This is a genomic window from Solwaraspora sp. WMMD791, assembly GCF_029581195.1.
Taxonomy (GTDB): Bacteria; Actinomycetota; Actinomycetes; order Mycobacteriales; family Micromonosporaceae; genus Micromonospora_E.
Genome location: NZ_CP120737.1, coordinates 2,483,505 through 2,497,111, shown reverse-complemented (window position 1 = coordinate 2,497,111; position 13,607 = coordinate 2,483,505). Strand labels below are relative to the sequence as shown.

The following is a 13,607-nucleotide window of genomic DNA, read 5'->3' as shown; positions in this document are numbered from 1 at the left end:
ACAGCAGCCGTGCCACCATGGGCGGATGATCGCCCGTCCCCCCATCGCGGTGCCGCTGTCCGCCGGGCTGGTCCTGGCGGTGCTGACCCTGCTGTTGATCGTGGAGCCGGCGATCGTCGCCCAGGTCGACGGGCCGCTGAGCGAGCGGCTGCGTGGGTACGCGGCGGACCGTCCGGCCCTGGTGACGGTGCTGCGGTACGCCACCGACCTGGCCGCCACGGTGTCGTTCGTCGCGGCGGGCGTGGCCGCGACCGTGGTCTTCGCCCTCCGGCGGGAGCGCCCCCGGGCCTGGTTCTGCGGGGTGGTCACCGCCGTCGTTCCGGCCGGCTGGTTCACCGGGCAGTGGCTGCTGCACCGGCCGCGACCGGTGGACGGATTCATCACCGTGGCCGCCAACGGCTTTCCCAGCGGCCACACGACGAACGCCGCCGCCGTCGCGGTGGCCGTGCTGCTGCTGGCCTGGCCCAGCGTCAGTCGTCGGGGCCGGCTGCTGGTCGTGACGCTGGTCTGCCTGGGCGCCGGCTTCATCGGGGCGACGAGGTTGCTGCTGCTGGCCCACTGGCCGGTCGACGTGATCGGCGGCTGCCTGCTCGCCGTGCTGCTCGTGTCACTGGTCGCACGCTGGGCGCCCGGACCACCGGGTCCGCCGGCACCGCCGGTGACCACACCTGGCAAGGTGTCGTCTCGGGACGGCCCGTGCGAGGTGAGGAGATCGTGATGGCGCACGTGGAGGCGGGGCAGAGCAACGGTACCGGTCATGATCAGCAGGCGGAGCACGATCAGCCCGTGGCCGGGCGGTCCTTCGCCGGCCCGGGCGAGGAGCATGCCGAGGTGCCCCGGCCATACCCGACCTCGGGGTGCTGTGCCGACCAGCGCGGATGGGCCGGCGCCCACCGGCACCTCGGGGTGCGACCACGCCAACGCAGCGCCCGCCGCGAACGTCCCCCGCACCGCTGGTGTTGACCGGGTCGGGGGCGCCACCGGGCCGGTAGTCGGGTCGCGGTGTGATGACCGCTCAGCGGGTCCGGCGCCGCACCAGTAGCGCGATCGCGGCCAGCCCGAGGGTGATGCTGACCACCACCGCCCCGTTGAGCAGCAGCACGTGCCGCAGCTCGGCGAACATCTTGTCCAGGTCCTCGCCCGGATTGAGCGCGTCCTGCGGGATCACTCGTTCGCCGCCGCCGATGCCGCCGCTGATGCTGTCCGGGCGGGCCGGCAGTGGGGCGCCGGCCGCCCGCAGCGTCTCCGACATCGTCAGCCGGCCGAAGAACCAGGCGGCCGTGGTCTTGCTGCCGTCGGGCTGCTCCGCCGGCCGGAACGCCCGAGGGCCGCCCTCAGCCAGCGGGTACAGCTCGTAGCTGCGACTGGGATCGTCGTCGATCAGCACCACGACCAGATACTTCGGGCCGAGCGCGGCCGGCTCCGGCGAACTGGTCTGGCCCGGCCCGGTGAGCCAGTTGACCTGCCCCAGCATCGCGGTGAACAGTTCACTGTCGGCCTCGGCGGTCACGGTCAACGGCTCCGGCAGGTCGTCACCTTCGACGGTGACGCTCGTTGGAGCTGGTGGTGCCGCCTGGGCCCGGCCAGCCGTCAGCGTGGCCGCACCGAACGCCAGGAGCAGCGCAGTGGCCGCGACGAGTCGGCCGATGGCCCGCTGTCTCATGGTCAACTCCCTCGCCCCCGCGGAGGTCATGTACGTCGTCGACGTGCTCACTACCCGATGGCGGCCCGGCGCAATCCGACGGTGTGTGCGGGGCCATGGACCCTCACTGTGAGAGACTCCGCGCGACCCTGGACGGTTGCACCTACCGGACGGATTTTTCGGGAACCATCGCGGGCCGGTGGCCGACCAACTAGGGAGGTCGACCGAACGGCGGCCCAGCACGTATCTGGCGTCAGATGGTATCCGGCGAACGCAACATGTGGGGGACAGGGTGGTACGCGTACCAGCGGTTTTGCTCGCGGTGGTGGTTGGGCTGCTGAGTGTGCTGTTCGGAGGGTCGGCGGCGTACGCGCACAACGTGCTGACCGGGAGCAACCCGGCTGATGGGGCCGAGCTGGCGCAGGCCCCGGAGACGGTCGAGCTGACCTTCCTGGCACGACTCAACCAGGAGCAGACCGAACTGAGCGTGACCGGCCCGGACGGTGCTGCGGCGTCGACCGGTGCACCTGTCGTGGACGGCTCGGCCGTGAGCGTGGCGTTCCAGCCCGGTCCTGCCGGTGAGTACACAGTGAACTACAACGTGTTGTCGACCGATGGGCACTGGGTCAAGGGGACGCTCGCGTTCACCGTGACGGTCGGTGTCGAGCCGACGGCCGCCCCGACACCGAGTGCGCAGCCGAGCCCGACCGACGCCCCGTCGCCGCCGGCCACGACCGAGTCGTCCGCCGCACCGGCGACGCCGCAGGCCACCAGCTCCACGGAGAGCACCCCTTGGTGGCCGTGGCTGGTCGGTGGGCTGGTGGTCCTGGCCGCCGCAGGGGCCGGGGCGTTCTTCGTCCGCCGCCACAGCAACTGACCCCGGGTCAGCCGGGTCCGGACGCGGGTCAGCCGAGCGTCGCGCGGGCGTCGCGAAGGCGGCGCAGCGTCCGGTCCCGACCGAGGACCTCCAACGACTCGAACAGCGGCAACCCGACCGACCGACCGGTCACGGCCACCCGTACCGGTGCCTGGGCCTTGCCGAGTTTGAGGCCGCGCGCGGCACCGACCTGCTCCAGCGCCGCCTTCAGCGGCTCGGCCGACCACTGCGGCAGGGCATCGAAGGCGATGATCGCCGCGTCCAGCAGGTCGGCGGCACCTTCCTTCATCGCCTTCGCCCACGCGGCGTCGTCGACTGCCGGCGCGTCGAGGAAGAGGAAGTCCACGTTGGCGACGATCTCGCTGAGCACCGCGATCCGGGTCTGGGCCAGCGGCGCGACCGCCGCGAACGTGGCGGGGTCGTAGTCCGCCGGGCGCCACGGGGGCACCGGGATACCGGTGCCCGCCGGCGTCCCGGGCTCCGGCGGCGTCCCGGTCAGCCAGGGCTGGCAGGCCGCGATGAACTCGTCGACCGACAGCGCCCGGATGTACTCGCCGTTGAAGGCCCGCAGCTTCTTCTCGTCGAAGAAGGCCGGCGACGGGTTGACCGCCTCCAGTCGGAACTCCTGCTCGATCACCGACCATGCGACGATCTCCCGGTCGTTGCTGGGCGCCCAGCCGAGCAGCATCAGGTAGTTGCGCATCGCGTCGGCCAGGTAGCCCTCGTCCCGGTACGCCTCCAACGCCACCTTGTCGCGGCGCTTGGACAGCTTCTGCCGCTTCTCGTTGACCACCACCGGCACGTGCGCCCAGATCGGCGGCTTGACGCCGAGCGCCTCCCAGAGCAGTTGCTGCTTCGGCGTGTTGGGCAGGTGCTCCTCGGCGCGGATCACGTGGGTGATCCCCTGGGTGATGTCGTCGACCACGTTGGCCAGCAGGAACACCGGTGACCCGTCGGCCCGGGCGATGACGAAATCCTCGATCAACTTGTTGTCGAAGGTCGGTTCGCCCCGGACCAGGTCGATCACCGTGGTGGCCCCGGTGTCCGGCGTACGGAAGCGCAGCGCCCGGCCGGCACCGGCGGTGAGGTTACGGTCGCGGCAGAAACCGTCGTACCCCCGGTGTTCGCTGCCGGTGCGGGCCTGCACGTCGGCCCGGGCGCAGTCGCAGTAGTACGCCCGACCGGACTGGTGCAGTCGCTCGGCGGCGGCCCGCTGCTCTTCGGCGTTGGCGGACTGGAAGTACGGGCCCTCGTAGGAGCCCCGCTGGATGCCGATCCAGTCCAGCGCGGTGAGGATGCCGTCGATCCACTCCGGGCGGTTGCGTGCCGCGTCGGTGTCCTCCACCCGGAGCACGAACACACCACCGTGCTGCTTGGCGTAGATCCAGTTCTGCAGCGCGGAGCGGGCCCCGCCGACGTGGAACATACCGGTGGGGGAGGGGGCGAAGCGTACGCGTACCGTCACGTCCTCCAGCCTACGGCCGGCGGGTGGCCGACCGGTGGTCAGGGGCCCGGGCTGTCGGCTTCGCGGTGTTGTCCGCATCTACCTGAACCACGAAGTCTGCACCTTTTGCGGTTAATGTGATTTACGCTGCGCCTGTCCCGACGAGCAGGCAGACAGGCAGGGCAGATGATCCTCATCGAACGCAGTGGGCGGGTGGAGGCACCGATCGACACCGTCTGGGAGGTGGTGGGACAGGCCGCGCTGCTGCCCGACTGGCTCGCCGGGGTCCGCCAGGCCGAGGTGATCGGGACCGACACCCGCCGGATGCGGGTGCACACCGCCGACGGCGCAGCAGCGGAGGCCGAGGTCATCGAGTTCCAGCCGCCGAAGCTGATCGCCTGGCGGGAACGCGCCGCCGGCCCGGGGATCCGCGCCGAGGCCCGCACCGAGGTGCAGGTCGAGCTCACCCCGGAAGGCGACGGCACGGCCGTCCGGCTGACCGTCGTACGGTGGCCGGCCGGCCAGGTCAGCGCGACCCTGCTGCGGCTCGGCAAACACCGGGTCGGCGCGGACCTGGAGACCTCCCTGGGACGGCTGTCGGATCTGGCCGCCGCCCGGCACTCCGCCGACGTCTGCTGACCGGCCCGGACGATCGTGGCCGCCCTACCGGCCTGCGTCGACCGACAGTAGGGCCCCGGCGGTGATCCGCCGGGGCCCTACTGTCGGATACGGGAAACCGGTCAGGAGTCGCCGCCGGTCTCCCCGACCGGAGCGGCGTTGACGTCGTCGATCGCGTACTTCTTGGCGGCCCCCGCCGGCACCTCGGCCGGCACCTCGCCGCGCAACGCCAACTGCCGCAGCGTCGCCACGGCCACCGACTCGGCGTCGACGTGGAAGTGCCGCCGCAACGCGTGCCGGGTGTCGGACAGACCGAACCCGTCGGTGCCCAGCGAGGTGTAGTCGCCCGGGATCCAGCGGGCGATCAGGTCCGGCACCGCCCGCATCCAGTCGCTGACCGCGACCACCGACGGCGGCGCGTCGGCCAGCGCGGTGCGCACGTACGGCACCCGCGCCTCACCGCCCAGGTTGAGCAGGTTGTGCTCCTCGCAGGCCACCGCGTCCCGACGCAGCTCGGTCCAGGAGGTCACCGACCACACCTCGGCGGCAACCCCCCAGTCCTCGGCGAGCAACTGCTGCGCCTTGAGCGCCCACTGCATGCCGGTGCCGGAGGCGAGGATCGTCGCCCGGGGCGCCTCGCCACCGTCGGCCCGACTCACCTGCGGTGCCGGCGAGTACCGGTAGAGCCCCTTGAGCAGGCCCTCGACGTCGAGCCCGTCGGGCTGGGCCGGCTGCAGGATCGGCTCGTTGTACACCGTCAGGTAGTAGAAGATGTTCTCCGGCGACTCGCCGTACATCCGGTGCAGGCCGTTCTCCACGATGTGCGCGATCTCGAAGGCGAACGCCGGGTCGTAGGCCACCACCGCCGGGTTGGTCGCGGCGAGCAACTGGGAGTGACCGTCCTCGTGCTGCAGTCCCTCGCCGTTGAGCGTGGTCCGCCCGGCGGTGGCACCCAGCACGAAGCCGCGGGCCATCTGGTCGGCCGCCGCCCAGAACGCGTCGCCGGTGCGTTGGAAGCCGAACATCGAGTAGAAGATGTACAGCGGGATCATCGGCTCGTCGTGGGTGGCGTACGACGTGCCGGCGGCGGTGAACGACGCCACCGAACCGGCCTCGTTGATCCCCTCGTGCAGGATCTGCCCGGCGGTGGACTCCTTGTACGACAGGAACAGCTCCCGGTCCACCGCGGTGTACTTCTGCCCGTGCGGCGAGTAGATCTTCTGCGTCGGGAACAGCGAGTCCATGCCGAAGGTGCGGGCCTCGTCCGGGATGATCGGCACCCACCGCTTGCCGAACTCGCGGTCCTTCATGATGTCCTTGAGCAGCCGGACGAAGGCCATCGTGGTGGCGACCTTCTGCTTGCCGGAGCCGCGCTTGACGTCGCCGAAGCGCTCACTCGACGGGATCGGCAGCGGTCGGGCGACGGTCCGGCGGGTCGGCACGTACCCGCCGAGTGCCTTGCGGCGCTCCTGCAGGTAGGTCATCTCCGGGGAGTCGTCGGCCGGGCGCAGGTACGGCGGCAGGTAGGGGTTGGCTTCCAGCTGCTCGTCCGGTACGTCCAGGTAGAGCCGGTCCCGGAAGGTCTTCAGGTCGTCCAGGGTCAGCTTCTTCATCTGGTGCGTGGCGTTGCGACCCTCGAAGTGCTGCCCGAGCGTCCACCCCTTGATCGTCTTGGCCAGGATCACCGTCGGCTGGCCGGTGTGCTCGGTGGCCGCCTTGTACGCCGCGTACAGCTTGCGGTAGTCGTGCCCGCCGCGCTTGAGGTTCCAGATCTCGTCGTCGGACAGGTGCTCGACCATCTTGCGGGTGCGCGGGTCGCGGCCGAAGAAGTGCTCCCGCACGTACGCCCCGGACTCGGCCTTGTAGGTCTGGTAGTCGCCGTCCGGGGTGGTGTTCATCAGGTTGACCAGCGCGCCGTCGGTGTCGGCGGCGAGCAGCGGGTCCCACTCCCGGCCCCAGACGACCTTGATCACGTTCCAGCCGGCGCCCCGGAAGAAGGACTCCAGCTCCTGCATGACCTTGCCGTTGCCGCGTACCGGGCCGTCCAGCCGCTGCAGGTTGCAGTTGATGACGAAGGTGAGGTTGTCGAGCTCCTCGCGGGCGGCCAGGCCGATGGCGCCCAGCGACTCCGGCTCGTCCATCTCGCCGTCCCCGAGGAACGCCCAGACGTGCTGGTCGGAGGTGTCCTTGATGCCCCGGTGCTGCAGGTAGCGGTTGAACCGGGCCTGGTAGATGGCGTTGATCGCGCCGAGACCCATCGAGACGGTGGGGAACTCCCAGAAGTCCGGCATCAGCCGCGGGTGCGGGTACGACGGCAGCCCGCCGCCGGCCCCGGCGTGCGACAGCTCCTGCCGGAAACCGTCCAGGCGCTGCTCCGACAGCCGGCCCTCGACGAAGGCGCGGGCGTACATGCCGGGGGAGGCGTGGCCCTGGAAGAAGATGTGGTCACCGCCGCCGGGGTGGTTCTTGCCGCGGAAGAAGTGGTTCATGCCCACCTCGTACAGCGACGCGGCGCTGGCGTACGTCGAGATGTGGCCGCCGACGCCGATCTCCGGCCGCTGCGCGCGGTGCACGAGCACGGCGGCGTTCCACCGGATGTACGCACGGATCCGCCGCTCGATCATCTCGTCGCCGGGGAACCAGGGTTCCCGCTCCGGCGGGATCGTGTTGATGTAGTCGGTGGTGGTCAGTGGCGGCACCCCGACCTGGCGCTCCCGAGCCCGTTCGAGCAGGCGCAGCATGACGTACCGGGCGCGTTTGGCGCCGCGTTCGTCGATCACTCCGTCGAGTGACTCGACCCATTCGCTGGTTTCCTCAGGGTCGATGTCCGGAAGCTGGCTCGGCAGGCCGTCGCTGATCACCGGGCGCTTGCGTTCCGTGGCCACAGGCGTTCCCTCAGTTGTGTGTGGGATAGGTCTCTACCGACCATCCTGCCCCCTGGGGGGCGGTTGCGTCACGCGTGGTCGCCATAGAGGCGATCTGGGACACAGGTACCAGGCGGTAACTTCACGTCAACCGTACCGCCACGCGTCGCCGCCGGCCGGGTTGGCGGCCCGGTCAGCCGGCGAGGAAGGACAACCGCACCGAGCGCTCGGCGTTGTCGCCGTTCGGGTCGACCAGGCAGATCGACTGCCAGGTGCCGAGGGCGAGCTGGCCGCCGAGGACCGGCAGGCTCGCGTACGGCGCGACGAACGCCGGCAGCACGTGGTCGCGCCCGTGGCCCGGCGAGCCGTGCCGGTGCCGCCACCGGTCGTCGGTGGGCAGCAGGGCGTCCAGCGCGGTGAGCAGGTCGTCGTCGGACCCGGCCCCGGTCTCGATGATCGCGACGCCGGCGGTGGCGTGCGGCACGAACACGTGCAGCAACCCGTCGCCGCGACCGGCGACGAACCGCTGCGCCTGCGTGGTGATGTCCCGCACGACCGGCCGGGAGCCGGTGCGGATCGAGATGACCTCGGAGTCCATGCCGGCCAGTCTGCCAGGTCGTCCTGCGGTGGGCGGCCGAGCGGTGGGCGGCCGAGCGGTGGGTGGCCGAGCGGTGGGCGGCCGAGCGGTGGGCGGCTGCGGCGACCGCCGCAGCCACCCACCGGCGGACCTGCTCAGACCGCGATGTCGCGTCGGGTGAAGCGCCAGGTGCCGGCGGCGACGCCGACGACGCCGAAGCCGACCAGCAGCAGTACGCCGCCGACCTGCACGCCGTTGACCAGCGGATCACCGGCGAGATACCACCGGAACGGGGACAGGTGCCGGGCCCAGGCCAGCCCGTCGACCTGAGGCAGTACGGCGTTGGCCAGGTAGCCGAGCACGGCTACCACGGCACCGACGCCGAGCGCCGCCGCCCGGCTGCCGGTCGCCGCGCCCACGCCGTACGCCAGGGCAGCGAACGCCGTCCCGAACAGCACCAGGTGCAGGCTCATCGCGGCCAACGCGCCGATCCCGACAGCGGTGAACCCGGCGGGGCCGCGGATGGCGACCAGCGCCAGCCAGAGCAACGCGCCGGTCGACGCCAGCCACACCACCACCGCCGCGAAGCGTTGCAGCGCGGCGCGGGCCCGCCCGACGGGGTGGGCCAGCAGCAGATCCAGCGAGCCGGCCTCCTCGTCGCCGGCGATCGTCCGGGCACCGGCGGTGATGCCGAGGACGGCGACGAGCAGCGGGATCAGCAGGCCGAACACGGCGCTGCCGAGGTAGCCGGCCGGGCTGGTGACGTCGTTGAAGTTGAACGCCTCCAGCATTCCCTCCGGGTAGGCCGCCATCGCCTCGGCCATCTCCGGGGTCTGCATCGTCGGCCAGAACGAGGCGTACATCGCGCCGACCGCGGCGATCGCCACCGCCCAGGTCAGCATCGACCGCCTGGTGTCACGTAGGGCCTTGGTGAACGGGTCAGACAGCAGCACGGTCGGCCTCCTCCCGCCGGTAGTAGGTGAAGAACAGCTCCTCCAGGTCGGGCTCCTCGGCTAGCAGGCTGATCACGGTGTGCCGACTCGCCGCCTTGATCAGCGGATCGGCCCGCCCGTCCAGCCGGCACCGCAGCCGGTGGCCGCTGACCGTGAGGTCGCTGACGCCCGGCACCGCCTCGAACTCGGTGGCGGGCACCGGGGCGTCGAAGACGATCTCGATCTGCCGGACCGCGCGGTCGCGCAGCTGCTCGACCCCGTCGACGGCGACCAGCTGTCCGTCGCGGATGATGCCGACCCGGTCGGCGGTCTGCTGGACCTCGCTCATCACGTGCGAGGACATGAAGACGGTCTGCCCGGCGGCCTTCGCCTCCCGGACCATCGTGACGAACTCCTGCTGCAGGAACGGATCCAGCCCGCTGGTCGGCTCGTCGAGGATGAGCAGTTCCGGGGAGTGCATGAACGCCTGCACGACGCCGACCTTCTGCCGGTTGCCCTTGGACAGGCCCTTGATCCGTCGACTGAGGTCGAGGTCGAGCCGCTCGGCCAGCTCGGTGATCCGGGCCCGGGGTACGCCGCCGCGCAGGTTGCCCAGGTAGGTGAGCAGTTCGTGACCGGTCTGCCGGCCGTCGACGACGAAGTCGCCGGCCAGGTAGCCGATCCTCCGCCGCAGGGCCACGCCGTCGGTGCGCGGGTCGAGCCCGAGCACCCGTACGGTGCCGCTGGTCGGCCGGATCAGGTCCAGCAGTAGTCGGATGGTGGTGGACTTGCCGGCCCCGTTCGGGCCGAGGAAGCCGTACACCTCGGCGGTCTCGACCTGAAGGTCGAGGCCGGTCAGGCCGCGGTTGCGGCCGTAGGTCTTGACGAGTCGTTCGGTACGGATGGCCGGGTCAGCCATCGGACCTCGCCTCCTTGGCTTGGTTGCTTCGACGCTCCGCTTCGAAGCGTCGGACGATCAACGGCATCTCGCGCTCGATGAACGCGTAGAAGTCACGCAGGTAGACGAGCCGTTCGCTGGTGCGCGCCTGCGGACCGCCGGCCAGTTCCACTCCCTGGTCGAGCAGTTCCCGGAAGATCCGGAACTTGGCGATGTCCGGCTTGGCGAGGCCGGCCGGTTCGACCTGGTACGCCACCCCGCGCCGGCCGGGAACGGGCACCCGCAGGATGAGGCCGCCCTGCTCCAGCAGTCGGATGTTGGTGCTGACCGAGCCCTTGGACAGATCGAGGGCGGCGGCCAGGTCGCTGCTGGTCTGACTCGGGGGATCGCAGATCAGCAGCCAGCCGAGGATCTTGCCGGCGGCCGGCGGCAGGCCCATCCCACCGAGGACCACCCCGGCGTGTTCGGCGTAGCGCCGTTCGACGGGCAGGTCGGCAACCATGGCACTCCTCGCTGTCGATCTTGCTTCGCGGATCGATCTTGATTTCGTCGCGTTGCGAACGTTCAGAACGTACTGAACTCGATGATATACCGCTGCCGCAACGGCCGTCCCCCTCGTCCAGCCGCACCCGGCGGCGCGGCTGTCCTGCCGTTCGCCGCGACGCCGCGTAGCATCGCGACCATGACCTCCCCGGCCACCAGCGGCGCTGCCGCCTGCCCCGACCCGGCCCCGCGGCCCGCCCGCCGCCCGGTGGCCGTCCCTGGCGAGCGTCGGTAATGCTGTCCGACGTGACCACCCCGCAGGACCTCGACGAGCGGTTCCGCACCGCGGTCGCCCAGATGACCGGCCCGACCGACCGCCGCGCCCCCCAGGAACCGGTCCGCGACGACACCGTCCTCACCGGCCAGACCGCGCTCGCCCTGTTCGACGCCCAACTCACCAGCCGCCACCTCGACCTGGCCAAGCGCTGGCTGCGCAGCTTCGGCGAAGGCTTCGACACCCTCGGATCGTCCGGACACGAAGGAAACGCGGCAGTGGCCGCGGCCGTCCGGGTCACCGACCCCGCGTTGCTGCACTACCGGTCCGGCGGCTTCTACTGCGCCCGGGTCGCCCGGGCCGCGCTGCCCGTCGGACACGCCCCCGGCATGGCCGGACCCGACGCCGACGCCGACGCTGACGCTGACGCCGGGGCCGCCGAGGCGGAGACCGACCCCGTCTCCGACGCCGCCCGCGACGTACTGCGCGGCGCGGTCGCCTCCGCCGCCGACCCGATCACCGGCGGCCGGGCCACGGTCTTCGGCAACACCGGGATCGCCGTCGTCCCCACCTCGGGCACCGTCGCCGCGCACCTGCCCCGGTCGGTCGGCCTGGCGCTCGCCATCGAACGGATGCGCCGGCTGGTCCCGACGGTGCGCCAACGCCAACCCGGGCTGGCCCGCTCGGCCGCGGCCAGCCGCCCGTACCTCGAACCACGGCTGCCCTGGCCGGACGACGCGATCGTGGTCTGCAGCTTCGGCGACGCCGCGGTCAACCACGCCGCCGCCACCGCCGCCTTCACCGCCGCCGGCCACGCCGACCACACCGGACAGAAGGCCCCGGTGTTGTTCGTCTGCGAGGACAACGGGCTCGGCGTCAGCGTACGGTCGCCCGAGGGCTGGGTCGCCGCGACGCTGCGCTCCCGACCCGGACTGCACTACTTCGCCGCCGACGGCTGCGACCTCGCCCAGACCTACGACATCGCGACGCAGGCCGCCGCCTGGGTCCGCGAGCAGCGCCGGCCGGCGCTGCTGCACCTGTCCACCGTACGGCTGATGGGGCATGCCGGCACCGACGCCGAATCGGCGTACCGCAGCGCCGAGGAGATCGACCGCGACGTCGACCGCGACCCGCTGGTCGGCACCGCGCGGCTGCTCGTCGCGGCCGGCCTGGCCACCCCGGACGAGATCATCTCCCGGTACGACGAGGTCGGCTGGCAGGTCCGCAAGGTCGCCGAGGAGGTCATCGGCGAGCCGAAACTCGCCACCGCCGCCCAGGTCGTCGCCACCACCGCGCCGCGTCGGCCGATCCGGGTCGCCCGGGTGGTCACCGACACCGGCGCCCGCGCGGCCGGCGCCGCCGCCACCGCCCGCGCCAACGTCCTGGGCACCCGGCTGCCCGAGGAACGCGGCCCGATGACCCTCGCCGAGACGATCAACGCGACCCTCGCCGACGGGCTGCTCGCCTACCCCGGGATGATCATTCTCGGCGCCGACGTGGCGGCCAAGGGCGGCCGGTACGGCGTCACCGCCGGGCTACGGGAGCGCTTCGGCGGCAACCGGGTGTTCGACACCACCGGCGACGCCACCACCGTCCTCGGCCACGCGCTCGGCGCCGGCCTGGCCGGGCAGCTGCCGGTGGTCGAGCTGCCGTACCTGACCTACCTGCACGGCGGCGAGGACCAGCTGCGCGGCGAAGCCGCCACCTTGCAGTTCCTCTCCCGGGGCGGCTACCGCAACCCACTCGTGCTGCGGGTGCCCGGCCTGGCGTACCAGGACGCACTGGGCGGACACCGGCACAACGACAACTCCCTCGCGGTGCTGCGCGACATCCCCGGGATCGTGCTGGCGGTACCCGCCCGGGCCGCCGACGCCGCCGGACTGCTGCGGTCCTGCCTGGCCAGCGCCGCCGTCGACGGCAGCGTCTGCGTCTTCGTCGAACCCGTCGCCGGGTACGCCACCCGCGACCTGTACGCCGCCGACGACGGGCAGTGGCTCGCACCCTACCCGCCGCCCGGCGAGTGGGGCACCGGACACGTTCCGATCGGACGGGCCCGCAGCTACCCGATCGGCAGCGCCGAGGACCTGACCGTGATCACCTTCGGCAACGGCGTACGGATGTCGCTGCGGGTCGCCGCCCGGTTGGCCGCCGAGGGGATCGGCTGCCGCGTCGTCGACCTGCGCTGGCTGGCCCCGCTGCCGGTCGCCGACATCGCGCGGGAGGCCACCGCCACCGGCCGGGTGCTCATCGTCGACGAGACCCGCCGCTCCGGCGGAGTCGGCGAAGGGGTGCTCGCCGCGCTCGTCGAAGCCGGGTACGTGGGTGCCGCCGCCCGCATCGCCGCGCTCGACTCGCTCATCCCGCTGGGCCCCGCCGCCCATCAGGTGCTGGTCAGCGAAGATGCCATCACCCAGGGTGCCCGAGCGCTGCTGGCGCGGTAAATTCCGGTGAACTCGGTGCGCCACTTGCGCCGGCCGGCACAACTGTGTGAACTACCCGCTATCGGTGTCTGATGGATACCGGCAGCTCAAGACGAGGAGGCAAGCAACAGTGAGCGCGACCGCTGGTCAGGCCGCCGACGGCGTACGGAGCCTGGCGGACCGGTTCGGCATCGAGCCGGGCATGGTGGTCATGGAGATCGGCTACGACGACGACGTCGACCAGGATCTCCGCGACGCCCTGGCCGACCGCTGCGGCGAGTTGGTCGACGAGGACACCGACGAGGTCGTCGACGCGGTGCTGCTGTGGTACCGCGACGGGGACGGGGACCTGTTCGAACTGCTCGTCGACTCCCTCGGCCCGCTGGCCGACAACGGCGTGGTGTGGCTGCTGACGCCCAAGGCCGGGCGCGACGGCCACGTCGAACCGAGCGACATCAACGAGTCCGCGCCCAGCGCCGGACTCCAGCAGACTTCCATGGTCAACGCCGGCAAGGACTGGAGCGCCGCCCGGCTGGTCCTGCGCCGTGGGGCCAAGGCGAAGAAGTGAGCGAAGGAGC

Annotated in this window: 13 protein-coding genes; 6 read left to right on the top strand and 7 right to left on the bottom strand. The window is 71.8% G+C overall.

Annotation, left to right across the window (positions count from 1 at the left end; genetic code table 11):
* Nucleotides 1–25: 25 nt before the first annotated feature.
* Both O7623_RS10970 and O7623_RS10965 read left to right on the top strand, forming a co-directional pair.
* On the top strand, nucleotides 26–718 hold the full coding sequence (locus O7623_RS10970) for a phosphatase PAP2 family protein (RefSeq protein WP_282228508.1): 693 nt from the start codon (nucleotides 26–28) through the stop codon (nucleotides 716–718).
* Nucleotides 718–963, top strand: coding sequence for a hypothetical protein (locus O7623_RS10965; RefSeq protein WP_282228507.1), 246 nt, complete (start codon nucleotides 718–720; stop codon nucleotides 961–963). Before O7623_RS10970 ends, O7623_RS10965 begins: the two co-directional genes overlap by 1 nt.
* A 52-nt stretch (nucleotides 964–1,015) precedes the next feature.
* On the opposite strand, the gene O7623_RS10960 is transcribed toward O7623_RS10965, so the two are convergent.
* Nucleotides 1,016–1,663: a hypothetical protein gene (locus O7623_RS10960; protein ID WP_282228506.1), complete on the bottom strand. Its 648-nt coding sequence runs from the start codon at nucleotides 1,661–1,663 to the stop codon at nucleotides 1,016–1,018.
* 304 nt (nucleotides 1,664–1,967) lie between these two features.
* Here O7623_RS10960 and O7623_RS10955 point away from each other — a divergent pair, with 304 nt between their 5' ends.
* Entirely contained in the window at nucleotides 1,968–2,519 is a 552-nt protein-coding gene (locus O7623_RS10955) for a copper resistance protein CopC (protein ID WP_282228505.1), read from the top strand.
* A gap of 28 nt (nucleotides 2,520–2,547) precedes the next feature.
* Here O7623_RS10955 and gltX read toward each other — a convergent pair whose 3' ends face one another.
* Nucleotides 2,548–3,984 carry a glutamate--tRNA ligase gene (gltX, locus tag O7623_RS10950; protein ID WP_282228504.1) on the bottom strand — a complete coding sequence of 479 codons (1,437 nt, stop codon included), beginning with the start codon at nucleotides 3,982–3,984 and terminating at the stop codon, nucleotides 2,548–2,550.
* Between the two features lie 165 nt (nucleotides 3,985–4,149).
* Between gltX and O7623_RS10945 the strand changes: the two genes are divergently transcribed.
* Nucleotides 4,150–4,602: an SRPBCC family protein gene (locus O7623_RS10945; RefSeq protein WP_282228503.1), complete on the top strand. Its 453-nt coding sequence runs from the start codon at nucleotides 4,150–4,152 to the stop codon at nucleotides 4,600–4,602.
* A 101-nt stretch (nucleotides 4,603–4,703) separates the two neighbouring features.
* Here O7623_RS10945 and aceE read toward each other — a convergent pair whose 3' ends face one another.
* The 5 genes from aceE to O7623_RS10920 all read right to left on the bottom strand — a co-directional run bounded on the left by aceE (nucleotide 4,704) and on the right by O7623_RS10920 (nucleotide 10,354).
* The gene (gene aceE, locus O7623_RS10940; RefSeq protein ID WP_348775139.1) at nucleotides 4,704–7,466 is read right to left on the bottom strand and encodes a pyruvate dehydrogenase (acetyl-transferring), homodimeric type; all 2,763 of its coding nucleotides are present in this window, start codon (nucleotides 7,464–7,466) and stop codon (nucleotides 4,704–4,706) included.
* Nucleotides 7,467–7,638: 172 nt separating this feature from the next.
* A complete protein-coding gene (locus O7623_RS10935) occupies nucleotides 7,639–8,043 on the bottom strand; it encodes a YjbQ family protein (RefSeq protein WP_282228502.1) in 405 nt (134 codons plus the stop codon).
* Nucleotides 8,044–8,177: 134 nt separating this feature from the next.
* Nucleotides 8,178–8,975: an ABC transporter permease subunit gene (locus O7623_RS10930; protein WP_282228501.1), complete on the bottom strand. Its 798-nt coding sequence runs from the start codon at nucleotides 8,973–8,975 to the stop codon at nucleotides 8,178–8,180.
* Nucleotides 8,962–9,873, bottom strand: coding sequence for an ABC transporter ATP-binding protein (locus tag O7623_RS10925; RefSeq protein ID WP_282228500.1), 912 nt, complete (start codon nucleotides 9,871–9,873; stop codon nucleotides 8,962–8,964). Before O7623_RS10925 ends, O7623_RS10930 begins: the two co-directional genes overlap by 14 nt.
* Nucleotides 9,866–10,354 (bottom strand): helix-turn-helix domain-containing protein, encoded by a 489-nt coding sequence (locus tag O7623_RS10920; protein ID WP_282228499.1) that lies wholly within the window; start codon nucleotides 10,352–10,354, stop codon nucleotides 9,866–9,868. Before O7623_RS10920 ends, O7623_RS10925 begins: the two co-directional genes overlap by 8 nt.
* A 275-nt stretch (nucleotides 10,355–10,629) precedes the next feature.
* On the opposite strand from O7623_RS10920, the gene O7623_RS10915 reads away from it, so the two are divergent.
* Both O7623_RS10915 and O7623_RS10910 read left to right on the top strand, forming a co-directional pair.
* On the top strand, nucleotides 10,630–13,050 hold the full coding sequence (locus tag O7623_RS10915; RefSeq protein ID WP_282228498.1) for a transketolase C-terminal domain-containing protein: 2,421 nt from the start codon (nucleotides 10,630–10,632) through the stop codon (nucleotides 13,048–13,050).
* Between the two features lie 109 nt (nucleotides 13,051–13,159).
* The gene (locus O7623_RS10910; RefSeq protein ID WP_282228497.1) at nucleotides 13,160–13,597 is read left to right on the top strand and encodes a DUF3052 domain-containing protein; all 438 of its coding nucleotides are present in this window, start codon (nucleotides 13,160–13,162) and stop codon (nucleotides 13,595–13,597) included.
* Nucleotides 13,598–13,607 lie beyond the last annotated feature (10 nt).